Source organism: Paracoccus spongiarum, from assembly GCF_030732095.1.
Classification (GTDB): domain Bacteria; phylum Pseudomonadota; class Alphaproteobacteria; order Rhodobacterales; family Rhodobacteraceae; genus Paracoccus; species Paracoccus spongiarum.
In genome coordinates this window covers 302543-315730 of the sequence record NZ_JAVAMQ010000002.1, presented here as the reverse complement: position 1 = coordinate 315730, position 13188 = coordinate 302543, and the positions used below count along the sequence as shown (strand labels likewise).

Below are 13188 nucleotides of genomic sequence, written 5' to 3'. Positions count from 1 at the left end.
CTGCCGGACGGCCAGGCTGCCGAAGGGCCGGAACGTGCCGCAGGTGTCGGTCGTGATCCGACCGCTGCGCCCCCGTCGCAAGCGGCAGGGTCACTCGGCCAGGACCTCGACCCGAAGCGGCTGGCCCGGATGGACGGTTGCCAGCTCTGGCGGAATCACCGCGATGCCCATGGCCGCGGCGATCGGGGAAAGCGAGGCCGAGGCCCCCTGACCCAGCCGGTCCAGCACGGGGCGCCCCACGGCGTCGCGCCGCGACCAGGTGACGGGCACATATTCGCGCCTTGCCATCCTGCGATGATAGGTGAAACCGGCGATGCCGGGCAGCCAGGAATCGGGGTCCTCGGTCAGGCCCGCAATCTTGCGCAGGGCGGGCCGGGCGATCTGCGCAAAGGTGATCGCGGCCGCATAGGGGTTCCCCGGAAGGCCGAAATACAGCGTGGCACCAAGGCGGCCGACCGTCAGAGGCTTGCCGGGGCGGATCGCGATCTTCAGCACCTCGAGCTCCGCCGCCTCGGCGCGCAGGACATCGAGGATATGATCCCTTTCGCCAACCGAAACCCCGCCCGAGGAGATGATCACGTCATGCGCCAGCGCCGCTTGCCGGATCGTGGCGCGGATCGCATGCGGGTTGTCGGGAAGGATCCCCAGATCCGTCGTTTCGGTCCAGGCAAGGCGCGCCAGCGTGCTGCGCAGAAGGACACGGTTCGAGTTGTGGATGTGGCCGGGGGCAAGCGGGCGGCCCGGCTCGGCCAGTTCAGTGCCGGTTGACAGGATCGCCACCCGCACGCGCCGCCTTACCGTCACCCGCGGCAGGCCGCAGCCGGCCAGCAGCGCCAGCCGCGGCGGGGTCAGCGCAACGCCCGGCGGCAATGCCTGGGCGCCGGATGCCACATCCTCGCCGCGTCGGCGGATGTTCTGGCCGGGGCGTGGGCGTCGGGTCAGCGTGATCCGGTCGCCGCTGCGGGTGACGTGCTCTTGCATCACCACCGCATCCGCTCCGGCGGGGATCGGCGCGCCGGTGAGGATCCGTGCGGCATTGCCCGGCGCAAGCGCATGGGCCGCCGTCGTGCCTGCGGCGATCTGCAGCGCGACGGTCAGCTGCCAAGGCCCCGCACCGGTCAGGTCGGGCAGCCGCATCGCGTAGCCATCCATCGCGGAGGTGTCGAAGGGCGGCAGGGCAGAGGCCGCCGCCACCGAACCCGCCAGAACACGGCCGCAGGCCTGGTCAAGCGCCAAGCCTTCGGTGTCGGGAACGGGCGCAGCCGCGGCCACGGCGCGCAACCGTGCCGCATCGACCGACAGGACCGGCCCTGACGGGACGGCGGGCGGGGGGGATCGCGTCAGCCATGATCTGCACCCGGGCGTGGAGGGGCCCGCACCCCCATCGGGGCGCGGGTCGGTTCGACAGGCGCCTTACAGCACCGCCTCAGGCGACTTGAACGAGATCCCGGCAGTCTGCGGCGTGGCATCCGAGATCTTGCGGATGTCGCCCCAGCAGTGCTTGTAGTCCGGCAGCACGAGTTCGTTCACCCCGGGGTTCACCACATTGCCCTGGCTGCCCGCCGGCGATCCGAACACCATCGCCACGGTGTTGCGCTTCAGCGTGGGCATCGGATAGGCCATGCCCTGCGTCACGCCGTTGTCGTTGATGATCTCGAGCAGGTCGCCCGGGTTCAGGCCAAGTTCCACCATGTCGTCGGGATGCATCTCGACAAAAGGGTGGGGATAGCGGTCCTGCACGAAATCGTTCTTCTGGTCGAGGAACTGGTTCTGCCAGAAGATGTTGGCCCGGACGTTGTTGATCCAGAACCGGTGCGCCGCCTGCTCGCGCGCCTTGCCCGGTGCCTGCCAGCCGCGCCAGCCCGCCGCGCAGAACAGCGCCTTGCCATCCTCGCGCCCGTGCCGGGTGAAACGCCCGTCGCTGTAAAGGCGCTCGGTGCCGATCAACTGGCCGTTCTCGAACCCCGTGACCGGCTCTTGCACGCCGTTGTTGCCCATCGCGCGCAGACGCTCATAGGTCACTTCGGGGTTGCCCTTGTTGTAACCGTCCATGAAGGCGTCTTCCTCGGTCGCCCAGTCATAGCCCTTGAACTGGTCGGCATAGGCGTCGTTGCCCATCTCGCGCAGCACACGCTCCATCGCCTGGGCAACGCCTGCCGCGATCAGGGCGTCGGGCTTGGCGTTGCCCCAGGGGTCCATGTATTTCTCGGACAGCCGCAGGCGCCGCTCGCCGTTCATCGAGGTCAGGTTCATCTCGTTGGCTTCGCAGGCCGGCAGGATGACATGGGCGTTCTGGCCGATCTGGCTGTGGATGATGTCCACGTCCACCACGAACAGCCCGCCCGCGTTGATCGCCGAGACGATGGCATCCACCACCTGCTCGCGCGTGCCGCCCGCCGCAGCGTCAATCGCATCCTTCACGATGTCGGACCGCCGCTTGTGCACGCGCTTGAACTCCGAGGCGTTCAGCGTCGTCTTGTAGTGGTCGCAGGCCCAGATATGGTGCACCCCGCCAAGGCCACGGATCAGGAACTGGTCGATGTATTCCGCGGGTCGGCCGACATGGGCATCGCCCGGGCGGTAGTAGCCTTCCTGGTGGCCGCCCAGACGGCAGACCCCGCCGCCTTCGCGGCCGACATTGCCCGTGGCCAGCGCAATGTTCACGATGGCACCGATCGTGCGGTAGTTGTCGTTGCCCCAGATGATGCCCTTTTCATAGCAGGTCACGCATTTGCGGCGGCTGCCATCCTCGTGCGGCCCGGCGATCCATTCGGCGGCCCTGGCGATGTCGGCTGCCGGCACGCCGCAGATCTCGGCCGCCTCGTCCAGGGACAGTCGGCAGGCCGTCATCGCATGCTCGAGACTGCCGAGGCTTGCGGGGTGGGCGTCGTCCTGCGCGACCGCCACGCCATCGGGGAAGGTCGAGGCTGCGATGAATTCGGCATCGGTCCAGCCCTTGTCGACGATCTCGGTCAGGATCGCGTTGCACAGCGCCAGATCGGTGCCTTCCTTGATCGCAAGGTGCAGCACGTTCTCCGGCCCCGCATACTGTTCGGACGAGGCGATGGTCAGCGTGCGGCGCGGGTCGACCACCACCATCCTTGCGCCGCCCTGCAGGCCCGGTACCATGTGGTTCAGATACAGGTTGGTCTGCGTCTCCATCGAGTTCGCGCCGAGCATGAAGATCGTGTCGGTCAGCGTGTAGTCCTTGTAGGCGTAGTTCAGTTCATCCAAGCCCATGTCGCGCGAGGAATGCACTTCGGAATTGTATGCGGGCCGGTTGTGAATGCGGCAGTTCTTTACCTTCATGCTCTCGAAATACAGCTTTCCGGTGCCCCAGGTGTTCTCGTAGCCGCCGGCGCTGCCGCCGTGGTCGAACATCGAGACCACGAGGTCATCCTCCGAGCCTTCGGTGACGACCTTCGCCGTCACGCGCGCCACCAGATCCAGCGCGTCGTCCCACGAGGTCGGCTGCCAGACGCCGTTGCGCCAGACCAGCGGGTCCGACAGGCGCTGCGCCTGGGTGCCGGTGACGCGGCTGGGGCGGTTCTCGGCCATCCGCGCGCCCCGGATCGAGCCGAGGCCCGAATTCACCGAACAGTTCACGTCCGGCTTGACCACCAGCTGAACGTCGCGGCCGTTCTGGCGGACCACATTATACATCGAGGGTGCATACCAGGCCTCGGCATCCATGACCTGCTGCTCGCTCAGATCGACGCCGAACTTGTTTTGCTCCGGCGCCGTCCCGCCCTGCCGGTTCATCGGCCACGTGTAGGCCTTGTAGCCGCAGCCCACGATGCAGTAGTGGCAGGTGACGTTGAATTCCTGCGCATCGGCGGGAATGATCGGCAGCCGGCCGACTTGACGCTTGAATGCCATGATACGGTCCCCCTAGGCCAGCACGTTCGACAGACGGCCATAGATCAGCTCGTCCACGCCATCGGCGAAGATGTCGCCGTCATCCTCGACCCGCAGCCTGAATTGCGGCAGGTTCTGCGTGGCATGGCCCCAGATCTGCTGACCGCCGGATTCGCAGTCGAACCGCGAGTGATGGCCCGGGCAATTCAGCGTCCGGTCGCCTGCGTTGTAGCTGAGCATCCAGCCCTTGTGCGGGCACAGCACCGAAAAGGCCACGATGTCGCCATCGGGGCCGACCCCGCCATCGACGGCGTTGCCCAGCTTGATCAGCACGCCGGGGCTGTCCGCATCGGGATAGCCGATATCCATCGGCTCGTTGGCGGCAAGATCGGCAATGTTCGCGAGACGGTTCGCGGGGTAATCGACAAGCGCCAGCGCCGTTTGCGCCTGCGCCTGTCCCGTTCCGACGACGGTCGCTGCGGCGGCGCCGGCGGTGGCGACAAGACCGCCCCGCAGGAACTGGCGGCGGCCGACGTCGACCAACCTGTTGCACTTCATGGCTGGGTCCTCCCTGGCTGAACTTCTGCAGCGAGTCTAGGATGTCGGACGTGGTGGCGCGACCCGATTTGGCCTCATGCTGCTGCGCGGCAAAATATTGATGCGGAACAATTTTTTTCCATGTCCGGAAATCCGAACGCCGCGATCGGGTCACAGTCCCAGTTTCTGCATCTTTTCCCACAGCGTCGTTCGCGAGATGCCCAGAAGCCGGGCCGCCTCGGCGACCTGACCGCCGGTCCGCCCCAGCGCGCCCCGGATATGGGCACGCTCGGCGGCATCGCGCACATCGGACAGGGGCCGAAGATCGGGCAGGGCGGCCTGCTCGGGAAACATGTCCGAGGGCAGGATCAGCGGACCCTCCGCCGCCTCGATGCCGCGCGCGATGCGGGCCCGCATTTCGCGTCCGTTTCCGGGCCAGTCATGAAGGCGGATCGCCTCCTCGGTCGCGGCCGCAAGGCCGGACCTGCGGCCCGCATTCAGGCGATCGAACAGCCGGCCCGCCAGCCAGACCGCATCCTCGGGCCGCGCGCCAAGCGGCGGGACCAGGATGGCATGGGCCGACAGGTGGTCGTGAAGATCGGCCCGGAACCCGCCGGCCTGCACCCGTTCCGGCAGCCGCATGCCGGCCGTGCCGATCAGCCGGAAGGCAGCGCCGCGCAACAGCCCGCTGAGCCTGTCCTGCGCCTCGGCCGGCAACCGGCCGATGCCCACGATCAGCAACGTTCCCTCGCCTGTCTGGTCGGCCGCGCGCGCCAGTTCGTCACCGTCGACCGGGTCGCGGAAGGCATCGCGCGTGACGACCGGCGCGGCGCGCCTGTCCGAGGCGGCGTGGATCAGCCGCGCGAGGCGCGCCTTGCCCAGACCATGCTGACCCAGGATCAGCAACGGCGAATCGCGATCGGCCGCCTCTGCCGCCTGCCGATCCACGGCGCGGGCCTGTCGGCTGATGCCGGTCTGTTCCAGAAGGCCGCGGGTTTCACGGGGCTGCAGGATGGTCGCCAGCTTTTCCAGAAACCCCTTCATCTCGAACGGTTTGGTGATGTAGTCAACCGCCCCGGAGCGGATCAGGCGCACGGCTTGCGCAACGTCGGCCTGCCCGGTGATGAAGAGGAAGGGCGGCGGTGCGGTCGTGCGCAGCAGGGTCTGAAACAGCTCTTCCCCCGTTCCGTCGGGGAGGCGGATATCGCAGACCACCGCGTCGATGGGCAGCCGCGGGGTGCGGATTGCGGGCAGGGCGCGCGTCATGTGGCGATGCCATTGCACCTCGGCGCCTTCAAGCGTGAGCCGCTGCACCAGCGAGGCGCCGACGATCCTGTCATCCTCGACAAGAACGATCAGGCGTCCCTCAAGCATCCGCGCCCCCCGCGGTTGGCAGGACCACCTCGATCGCCGTCCGTTCCGAACTGCGGGCATGGCGGATCTCGCCGCCAAGCCCCGTCACCAGATCATGCACCAGCCGCAATCCGACGCCTCCGCCCGGCGGGACCGGTCCCGAGGCCATCAGCCGCGCCAGATCATCGGTCGACAGGCCGGGGCCGCTGTCGGCCACGACCAGATGCAGCCCGTCTGGCCCGCTTCGGACATCCAGCGCGACATGCCCTGACCGGCCCGCGGCAGCGCCCGCATTCAGCAGCAGGTTCAGCAGGATCTGGCGAACCGGCGCCGCCGGATGCCGGCCAAGCGCGGCCGCGTCCGCTGCCACCCGCCAGTCCAGCGACTGCGCGCTTGATGCCGCTTCGGGCCCGAACAGCAGCCGCAGGTCATCGAGGTCTTCGGGGCAGAGGGGCTGTTGCGCGCGGTCCAGACGGTTCTGGTCGAGGATCGCCCGGCTGACATCGCGCAGATGCGACAGACCTCGCTGGATCAGGCCGGCGGCCTCGCGCACCACCTCGGGTCGGTGCGCGTAGCTGGCGATCGTATCGGCCGAATTCATCAGCCCGCCCAGCGGGTTGTTGATCTCGTGCGCCAGCGACGAGGACAGCCGCCCGAGGCTGACAAAGCGTTCGCGGGCAGCCAGCCGACGCTCGGCCTCGGCCCGCGCCTCTGCGGCCGCCGCCATGGCATTATAGGTCCTGAAAAGCCGGACCAGCCCCGGGTCGCCGCGCGGCATCCGGCTGTCCGGGATTGCGTGGGGCACCCCGGTCTCGGCGCCCATCGCCTCCACCAGAATGCCGATGGGCCGCAGCAGGCGCGCCACGACCAGCCACCCCGCCAGTCCCAGCAGCGCGGTGGCGGCGACGTTGCCGACCAGCAGCCAATGCCCGACCCGCCGCCGCTCTTGCAGCAGGTCCGTCACGTCGAGCTCCGTCACGATCTGGCCCACATTGCGATCCTGGTAGACGAGCGGCGCGGCTATGCGAAGCACCCGCTGGCCGGTCATGCGCACGGCCTCCGGGGCCGCCGCATCGACCGTGAACGGCGCGATGGCGCTGCCGACCGGGGCGCGGCGCGGATCGGTCGCCGCAAGCACGCGCCCCTGGTCGTCGGCCACAAGCGTCAGCAGCAGGCGTTGGCCGTCGGTGGCGCGCTGCGCCCGGTCGAGAACGTCATAGACCTCCCAGACGTCCTGCCGCGGCACGAAAGGACCGAGGGCCACGGAAAGACCCTCGACATGAAGCCGCGTGATTTCGCGCAACCTGGCATCCTGAAGGCTGCCCAGCACCGCCAGCACGCCCTGGCTTGCCACGAGGCCCAGCACGATCATCAGGCCGGCGACCACCAGCGGCACCCGGACCGTGACGGGCAGGTTCCGGAACCACGCCAGCCTCATCGCAGCACGCGGATCGCCGACATGCGCCGGGCGATGCCGTCATAAAGCGCAGGCCCCGCCGGGGTGACCCCGTCAAGGCGCAGAAGCCGCAGGGCCTCGCGGCCCGGTGCGTTCCTGCCCAGCGCCAGCAACGTGGCGCGGCAGGCCGCAACGCCCGCCTCGGACAGGCGATCGCCGCGCGCCACGAAGGGCGGAAAGCCCAGCCATTCGGATCTTGCGATGACGCGGGTGCGCGCGGTCAGGTCGGGCTCGGCCTCGGCCAGGGTCTCCCAGACATAGCCGTCAACGCTGCCGGACCGCGCAAGCCCGCCTGCCACGGCACGCACCACGTTCCGATGACCATAGGTGAAGATGGTGCGGCTGAAATAGGTGTCGGGCGTCTGCCCGATGCCGGCCAGATCGGATGCGGTGACCAGGAACCCCGAATTGCTGTCGGGATCCGAAAAGGCGTGGATCCCCCCGGCGAGGTCGGACAGGCCGGTCGCCGGGTCGTCATCGGCGACGATCAGATAGGACTGGTAGCGCGGCTTGCCCCGCCAGACCGGGGCGCCCAGGATCGTCAGCGCGTTGCGGTGTTCGAGGAACGGATAGCCGCAGGTCCAGGCGGCATCCACCGACCCGTCCAGAAGCGCGCCCGTAATCTCCTGATAGGTGCGGCGCTGGACAAGCTCGACATCACTGGTGAGGCCGTGTGCCAGTGCCGCGCGCAGGGCCGAAAGGACGGCGGCGTCGTTATCCAGAAACACCGGGGTCAGGGCAAAGCGAAAGGGCGCCGCCGCGACGGCCGCAGCCATTCCCGCCGCCAGCACCACGGGGCAGGACAGAAAGGCGCGGCGTGTCGTCAGCATGGCCAGGGCGCTCTTGAACGATGGGCCGTCCGCGACGGTCCAGATTGGCCGCCACAGTGGACGGTGGGGCCACTCTACGGATCTGCACCGCCTTGGAGAAGGCCGGTCATCGGGCCCCGGTCGGCCGGGGGCGTCCCGGACGCGCTGTCGATCCGTCTGCGCCCGGCCTTGGGTCCATGAAGCGCATCCGCAAGACGAATGACCCGTGTGCGGTCGGGCAGTCTGCTGTGACACCGCGGCCAAAGGCTCCCGATGAAACCTTTTCGGTCGGCATGCCGGCCCCCTTCACCTTCGCCTCATCGCAGTCGCGATGGACAGTGCCCACACCGCCTGCAGCGTTTTGGGACAGCCCCGTGCCGCGCCGCGTCAGGCTTGCGAGAACAGGCCCGCGCGCCGGATGTCGAGGTGCTGCGGGGTCACGTCCGTCAAGGTGGTGTAATTTCCGCGATGGCCTGAGGTCATGATCAGGCGGCCTTCGTTGTGATGCTGGGGATCGGGTCGATCTCCTCCTTGTCGATCTGGGCGAAGGCCTCGACCATCATGTAGCGGCTCGAGGTCTGCCATTCGTCGTTCTGCTCGAACACCACGGCGCCGATGAGGCGCAGGATCGAGGGTTCGTTGGGGAAGATGCCGACGACGTCGGCGCGGCGCGTCACCTCCTTGTTGAGCCGCTCGATCGGGTTTGTGCCGTGAAGCTTGGTCCTGTGCTGTCGGGGGAAGGCCACGTAGGCGAGCACGTCATGTCCGCTGGCGTCCATCAGATCGGCGAGCTTGGGCCATCGGGCGCGGAACTGGCCCGCCACGTGGCGCCAGGTCTCGCCGGCGTGCTTGCGGTCGGGCTGGTCGAAGGCCTGTCGGATCGCGGCGGCCACGACCGTATGCTGGCCTTCGACACATGGGCCAGCGCGTTGCGCATCCAGTGCACCCTGTAGCGCTGCCAGGTTGCCTCGAAGACACGCGCGATGGCGGACTTGAGGCCGGTATGGGCACCGCTGATCACGAGCTTCACGCCGTCGAGGCCGCGGGCCTTCAGAGAGTGCAGGAAGTCCGTCCAGAAGGTTTCCGCTTCGGAAGGGCCGATGCCAAGGCCGATGATATCGCGGCGGCCTTCGGTGCTGGCGGCCAGGGCGATTATGGCCGCAACCGAGACGATCCGCCAGCCCTGGCCTTCTGCCGGTTTCGTGGACCCGAAGATGCGATCGTGACCAAGGAACTGGAGAGTGGATATGACGAGACGGAAGGTCAGCCGCGAGTTCAGGATCGAGGCCGTAAGGTTGGTGAGGGATCGGTGTGTGGCGGTGGCGCAAGCCGCCCATGACCTTGATTTGGCGCAGAGCGTGTTGCGGCGGTGGAAGCGGAATTTGGTCATCCAACGCTGGCAGTCAGATGCAGACACCCTGATGGTCCTGCGTGGATACGCGGCAGTTGAGCAGGATCATGGCAATCGTCGCGCATGGCAGCTTTGCCCGTGCGGCCGATGTCGTCGGCCAGCCCCTTCGGCCGTAAGCCAGCAGGTCCGGCCGCTGGAGCAGGAACTGGGCGTCCGGATCGCCGCGCACGGACCTTGCGGACCCGCAGCGCGCCTTGAGGACCATGGCCTTCATACGCTCTCGCAGCGCCGTCCCGCTGGCCAGCCTGATCGCTACCGCGTTGTCGCGCATGGGCATCACCGTGGGCGACATAGCCCAGATCGACAGCATCGGATCGACCGTCACCTGCGTCGAACAGGGGCTGGGCGCTTCAGTCGTGCGCCATGCGGCGCCGAACCAGTCGCGCGAAGCGGCGCTGACACAAGTGCCGTTCGGCGCGCCGCAGACGGGCATGGTGGAACGGACCCTCTCGCCCCGCGTGGACATCATCGCGCGGCTGCATGACCTTCTGGCCCAGCTGTCGGGCATCCCCGGCGCCCATCGACACGGCGACGACCCGGCATGCAGCCATCGGCGCCCGAAACGATGACCGCGCGCGGGACCGCCCTTCAAGAGCCGCCTGCCGGGGGCTTGCGCGGTCGTGATCGTGCCGGGCCGCGCCCCCTGCCGGCGGCGCAACGCAAGACGCCCCGCCATGACGGCGGGGCGATTGACACGCCGCCAAGGGGAGGTTGTGGCGTGATCAATCTGCTTGCGCTTGCAATCCCTGCCAGCGATGCGAGAGGCCCGAATTCAGGTCGAACAGGTCCAGCACCCTGCCGACGCTGTGATCGACCATGTCCTGGATGGTGGCGGGCCTGGCGTAGAAGGCGGGGACCGGCGGGTAGACGATCCCGCCCATTTCGGTGACCGCCGCCATCGAGCGGATATGACCCAGGTGCAGCGGCGTTTCGCGCAGCATCAGGACCAGCCGGCGGCGTTCCTTCAGCGTCACGTCGGCGGCGCGGGCCAGCAGGCTGCTGGTCATGCCCGTGGCGATTTCGGACAGCGTCTTGACCGAGCAGGGCGCAACGATCATTCCGACGGTGCGGAAGGACCCGCTGGCGCAGGACGCGCCGATGTCCTTGTTGGAATGGGTGACGGTTGCGATGCGTTCCAGATCGGCAGGCGTGAAGTCCGTCTCGCTGGCGATGGTGATCCGCGCGGCGTTCGAGATGACAAGATGCGTCTCGACCTCCATCTCGCGCAGGATCTCCAGCATCCGCTTGCCATAGACCGCGCCCGAGGCACCCGAGATGCCCACCACGATGCGCGGCCGGTCCTGGGGCACGGGGCGCGGCCGGTTCATGACAGCCCCGCCGCGCGCAGCAACGCCTCGGCCCGGTCGCGCGGGGCGGCGTCGATCAGGGCGCGGGTGCCGTGGAAATCCGGCCCGCGCGTTGCGTCCAGCCCCATGCGCGAGGTGGTGCCCACGCCCGTCGCCGAAGGATCCAGCGCATTGCCCGGCAGCGAATCGATGATCATCACGTCGCGATGCGGCTGGAAATGCGTGGACAGCGCCCACAGCACCTCTTCGTCGCGGGTCACGTCGACATCGCTGTCCACGGCGATCACCGTCTTGAGATAGGGATCCCAGGCCAGCAGTCCCATCAGCACCTGCCGTGCCTCGCCGAAGCGTTGCTGGTCCAGCGCCACATAGGCATGGAAATGCGTGCCCGAGGCCGGGTAATGCACGGCCGTCACGCTGGGGAAGCGCTGTTTCAGCTTTTCCACCATCTCGGCCTCGCGCGGAACGCGGCCCAGGTTCAGGTGCTCGGCCGAGGCTCCGCCGCTGACGCTGACCAGGATCGGATCGCGGCGGCGCAGGATGGTTTCCACCCGGAACAGGTTGTTGGTGGACCGGTCCGAGGAATAGCCGGTGAATTCGCCGAACGGACCTTCGGCGACATGCGCCTCGGGGTCGATCACGCCTTCAAGCACGATCTCGGCATGGGCCGGCACGCGGATGCCGTATTTCGGAGTCCGCACGACTTCCAGCGGCGCCCCCATCAGCCCTCCGGCAATCCAGCGTTCGTCCTCGCCAAAGGCCAGACGTGCCGAGGCCGCGATCATGAACAGGGGGTGGGCGCCGATGACCATGGCGACGGGCATCGGCCGGCCGGCCTCTTTCGCCATGTTCAGAAGCCGCCACAGATGGCCGCGCGAATGCAGGCTGGTGGCCAGCGTGTCGGGCGAATTGATCATCGAGCGGTGATAGGACAGGTTGCCCGCCCCGGTGTCGGGATGTTCGCCGATGATGATGCCGCTGGTGATGTATTTGGCGGCGTCGGTCGCGAAATGTTTCAGCATCGGCAGGGCCGACAGGTCGATATTGTCGGTGATGACCTGTTCCAGGATCGGCGCGTCGCTGACCTCGACCGGCTCGACGGCGCGGCGGGCGGCGGCCTGATAGGCCTCGTGCAGGCCCGCGACATCGGTGCCGAACATGCGTGCGATGCGGTCGCGCGATCCGAAGATGTTCGTCACGACGGGCGCGTCCAGCCCCGCGACGGATGTCAGTTCGACAATCGGCGCGCGGCCCTTGGCGGCCAGTGCAAAGACCAGCGCGGTCGCGTCCTGGTCGTCCGACACCGGGTCGGTGATCGTCAGGACGTCTTCCGGATGAGCCTTGCGATACTCGGCCAGAAAGTGGCGCACGTCCTGCGCGTGGAATTCGGTTTTCTGCAGCATCCTGGGCTCCCTCCCTTTCTGATTGGCGGCGCCCCCCGTGAAGGGCGCCGCCCGTGTCGGTCCTGCGCCGGATCAGGCGTTGACCATGCCGGTCTTGGCATCCAGCAGGCTCTTGCCGGTGGTGCGATCGACATTGGCGTAGGTGTCGGTCAGACGTGCCTTGGCATCCTCGACGTCGCGCGGAGGGGGCGTGGGCGTCAGGCCGACCAGCCTGGCGATGTTGTTGCCCAGATAGCCTTCCAGGTCATCCTCTGACAGGTTCATGCCCTGCGGCGCGTCGTGGCACAGCACCTCAAGCTCGCGCAGCCACATGCCCGGATCGTTCGGCGGCGAATCGGTGCCGAAGACGATCTTGTGCTTTTCAAGCTGCTTGGCGAACTCGACGATGCGCGACTGGAAGCACCAGCCCGACTCGCAATAGACGTTGGGCGTGTCGTTCGCCATCCAGAAGGATTCGAACGAATAGTTGCCGCCGGTCTGGATCCCGAAATGGCCGATGATGAAGTTGACCATCGGGAATTCGCGGATGATCGGGTAGAACATCGTCGGGATCGTGTAGGGCCCGTCGCCGGTGTGGATCAGCACGACGATGTTGTACTTGGCGCACATCTTCATCGCCGGCCGCAGCCAGTCCAGGGCACGGTCCGGACGATAGCCGTGCATGTTGGCATGCAGCTTGATCATCTTGAAACCGTATTCCTTGTGGTGGAATTCGATCTCGGCCGCGCCGTTGTCCGGACCCCAGCGGGGGTTGTAGGTGAAGTTTCCGATGAAGCGTTCCGGGTATTTCTCGCACAGCTCGACGATATAGGACATGTAGTCGCGAATCCCTTCGCGGCCCATGCGGTTTCCGTCCCGGTAACCGGTGTTGCCGGGGGGCGGCTGGATGAAGCCCATGTCGATCCGGCGCGGCTTGCCGTTGATCATGTAGGGGCCGTCCATCAGCTTCAGCATCCGTTCACCCGTGAAGGGGGTGCCGGTGTGACGCCATGCCTCGTCCACCAGATTGGTGGGGTGGAGGTGCGTGTCGATGATCATCTCGTTCTCCTCTTGC

The 13188-nt window shown here is 67.6% G+C and carries 11 protein-coding genes and 2 pseudogenes; 2 read left to right on the top strand and 11 right to left on the bottom strand.

The features are described from left to right. Positions 1-90: 90 nt before the first annotated feature. The 7 genes and pseudogenes from Q5Y72_RS03545 to Q5Y72_RS03515 form a co-directional block, all read right to left on the bottom strand. Positions 91-1302 (bottom strand): molybdopterin molybdotransferase MoeA, encoded by a 1212-nt coding sequence (locus Q5Y72_RS03545; protein WP_305962087.1) that lies wholly within the window; start codon positions 1300-1302, stop codon positions 91-93. Positions 1303-1413: 111 nt separating this feature from the next. Continuing rightward, positions 1414-3879: an arsenate reductase (azurin) large subunit gene (locus tag Q5Y72_RS03540; RefSeq protein ID WP_305962034.1), complete on the bottom strand. Its 2466-nt coding sequence runs from the start codon at positions 3877-3879 to the stop codon at positions 1414-1416. 12 nt (positions 3880-3891) lie between these two features. Then, a complete protein-coding gene (locus Q5Y72_RS03535) occupies positions 3892-4416 on the bottom strand; it encodes an arsenate reductase (azurin) small subunit (protein WP_305962033.1) in 525 nt (174 codons plus the stop codon). Between the two features lie 150 nt (positions 4417-4566). After that, positions 4567-5769 carry a sigma-54-dependent transcriptional regulator gene (locus Q5Y72_RS03530; RefSeq protein WP_305962032.1) on the bottom strand — a complete coding sequence of 401 codons (1203 nt, stop codon included), beginning with the start codon at positions 5767-5769 and terminating at the stop codon, positions 4567-4569. Then, positions 5762-7186, bottom strand: coding sequence for a sensor histidine kinase (locus tag Q5Y72_RS03525; RefSeq protein ID WP_305962031.1), 1425 nt, complete (start codon positions 7184-7186; stop codon positions 5762-5764). Before Q5Y72_RS03525 ends, Q5Y72_RS03530 begins: the two co-directional genes overlap by 8 nt. Further along, a complete protein-coding gene (locus tag Q5Y72_RS03520; protein ID WP_305962030.1) occupies positions 7183-8034 on the bottom strand; it encodes a substrate-binding domain-containing protein in 852 nt (283 codons plus the stop codon). The genes Q5Y72_RS03525 and Q5Y72_RS03520 overlap by 4 nt, the downstream gene beginning before the upstream one ends. Before the next feature lie 464 nt (positions 8035-8498). After that, positions 8499-9199 (bottom strand): annotated as a pseudogene (locus Q5Y72_RS03515) (IS256 family transposase); the annotation flags it as partial. A 61-nt stretch (positions 9200-9260) separates the two neighbouring features. Between Q5Y72_RS03515 and Q5Y72_RS19865 the strand changes: the two are divergent. Next, a pseudogene (locus tag Q5Y72_RS19865) lies at positions 9261-9392 on the top strand (transposase); the annotation flags it as partial. 24 nt (positions 9393-9416) lie between these two features. Here Q5Y72_RS19865 and Q5Y72_RS19860 read toward each other — a convergent pair. After that, the gene (locus Q5Y72_RS19860; RefSeq protein WP_371930750.1) at positions 9417-9695 is read right to left on the bottom strand and encodes a hypothetical protein; all 279 of its coding nucleotides are present in this window, start codon (positions 9693-9695) and stop codon (positions 9417-9419) included. Here Q5Y72_RS19860 and Q5Y72_RS19855 point away from each other — a divergent pair. Next, positions 9694-9993: a type 2 periplasmic-binding domain-containing protein gene (locus Q5Y72_RS19855; RefSeq protein ID WP_371930749.1), complete on the top strand. Its 300-nt coding sequence runs from the start codon at positions 9694-9696 to the stop codon at positions 9991-9993. The two genes, Q5Y72_RS19860 and Q5Y72_RS19855, sit on opposite strands and share 2 nt — an antisense overlap. A 153-nt stretch (positions 9994-10146) precedes the next feature. On the opposite strand, the gene Q5Y72_RS03505 is transcribed toward Q5Y72_RS19855, so the two are convergent. The 3 genes from Q5Y72_RS03505 to Q5Y72_RS03495 form a co-directional block, all read right to left on the bottom strand. After that, on the bottom strand, positions 10147-10752 hold the full coding sequence (locus Q5Y72_RS03505) for a UbiX family flavin prenyltransferase (protein ID WP_305962028.1): 606 nt from the start codon (positions 10750-10752) through the stop codon (positions 10147-10149). Continuing rightward, positions 10749-12134 (bottom strand): UbiD family decarboxylase, encoded by a 1386-nt coding sequence (locus tag Q5Y72_RS03500; RefSeq protein ID WP_305962027.1) that lies wholly within the window; start codon positions 12132-12134, stop codon positions 10749-10751. The genes Q5Y72_RS03505 and Q5Y72_RS03500 overlap by 4 nt, the downstream gene beginning before the upstream one ends. Positions 12135-12206: 72 nt before the next feature. Then, positions 12207-13172 carry an amidohydrolase family protein gene (locus Q5Y72_RS03495; protein ID WP_305962026.1) on the bottom strand — a complete coding sequence of 322 codons (966 nt, stop codon included), beginning with the start codon at positions 13170-13172 and terminating at the stop codon, positions 12207-12209. Positions 13173-13188: the final 16 nt, after the last annotated feature.

Excerpts from the sequence above, each read along its gene's own strand:
- Q5Y72_RS03540 (WP_305962034.1), bottom strand. The coding sequence starts at position 3,879 with ATGGCATTCAAGCGTCAAGTCGGCCGGCTGCCGATCATTCCCGCCGAT.
- Q5Y72_RS03535 (WP_305962033.1), bottom strand. The coding sequence starts at position 4,416 with ATGAAGTGCAACAGGTTGGTCGACGTCGGCCGCCGCCAGTTCCTGCGG.
- Q5Y72_RS03530 (WP_305962032.1), bottom strand. The coding sequence starts at position 5,769 with ATGCTTGAGGGACGCCTGATCGTTCTTGTCGAGGATGACAGGATCGTC.
- Q5Y72_RS03525 (WP_305962031.1), bottom strand. The coding sequence starts at position 7,186 with ATGAGGCTGGCGTGGTTCCGGAACCTGCCCGTCACGGTCCGGGTGCCG.
- Q5Y72_RS03520 (WP_305962030.1), bottom strand. The coding sequence starts at position 8,034 with ATGCTGACGACACGCCGCGCCTTTCTGTCCTGCCCCGTGGTGCTGGCG.
- Q5Y72_RS19855 (WP_371930749.1), top strand. The coding sequence starts at position 9,694 with ATGGGCATCACCGTGGGCGACATAGCCCAGATCGACAGCATCGGATCG.
- Q5Y72_RS19860 (WP_371930750.1), bottom strand. The coding sequence starts at position 9,695 with ATGCGCGACAACGCGGTAGCGATCAGGCTGGCCAGCGGGACGGCGCTG.
- Q5Y72_RS03505 (WP_305962028.1), bottom strand. The coding sequence starts at position 10,752 with ATGAACCGGCCGCGCCCCGTGCCCCAGGACCGGCCGCGCATCGTGGTG.
- Q5Y72_RS03500 (WP_305962027.1), bottom strand. The coding sequence starts at position 12,134 with ATGCTGCAGAAAACCGAATTCCACGCGCAGGACGTGCGCCACTTTCTG.
- Q5Y72_RS03495 (WP_305962026.1), bottom strand. The coding sequence starts at position 13,172 with ATGATCATCGACACGCACCTCCACCCCACCAATCTGGTGGACGAGGCA.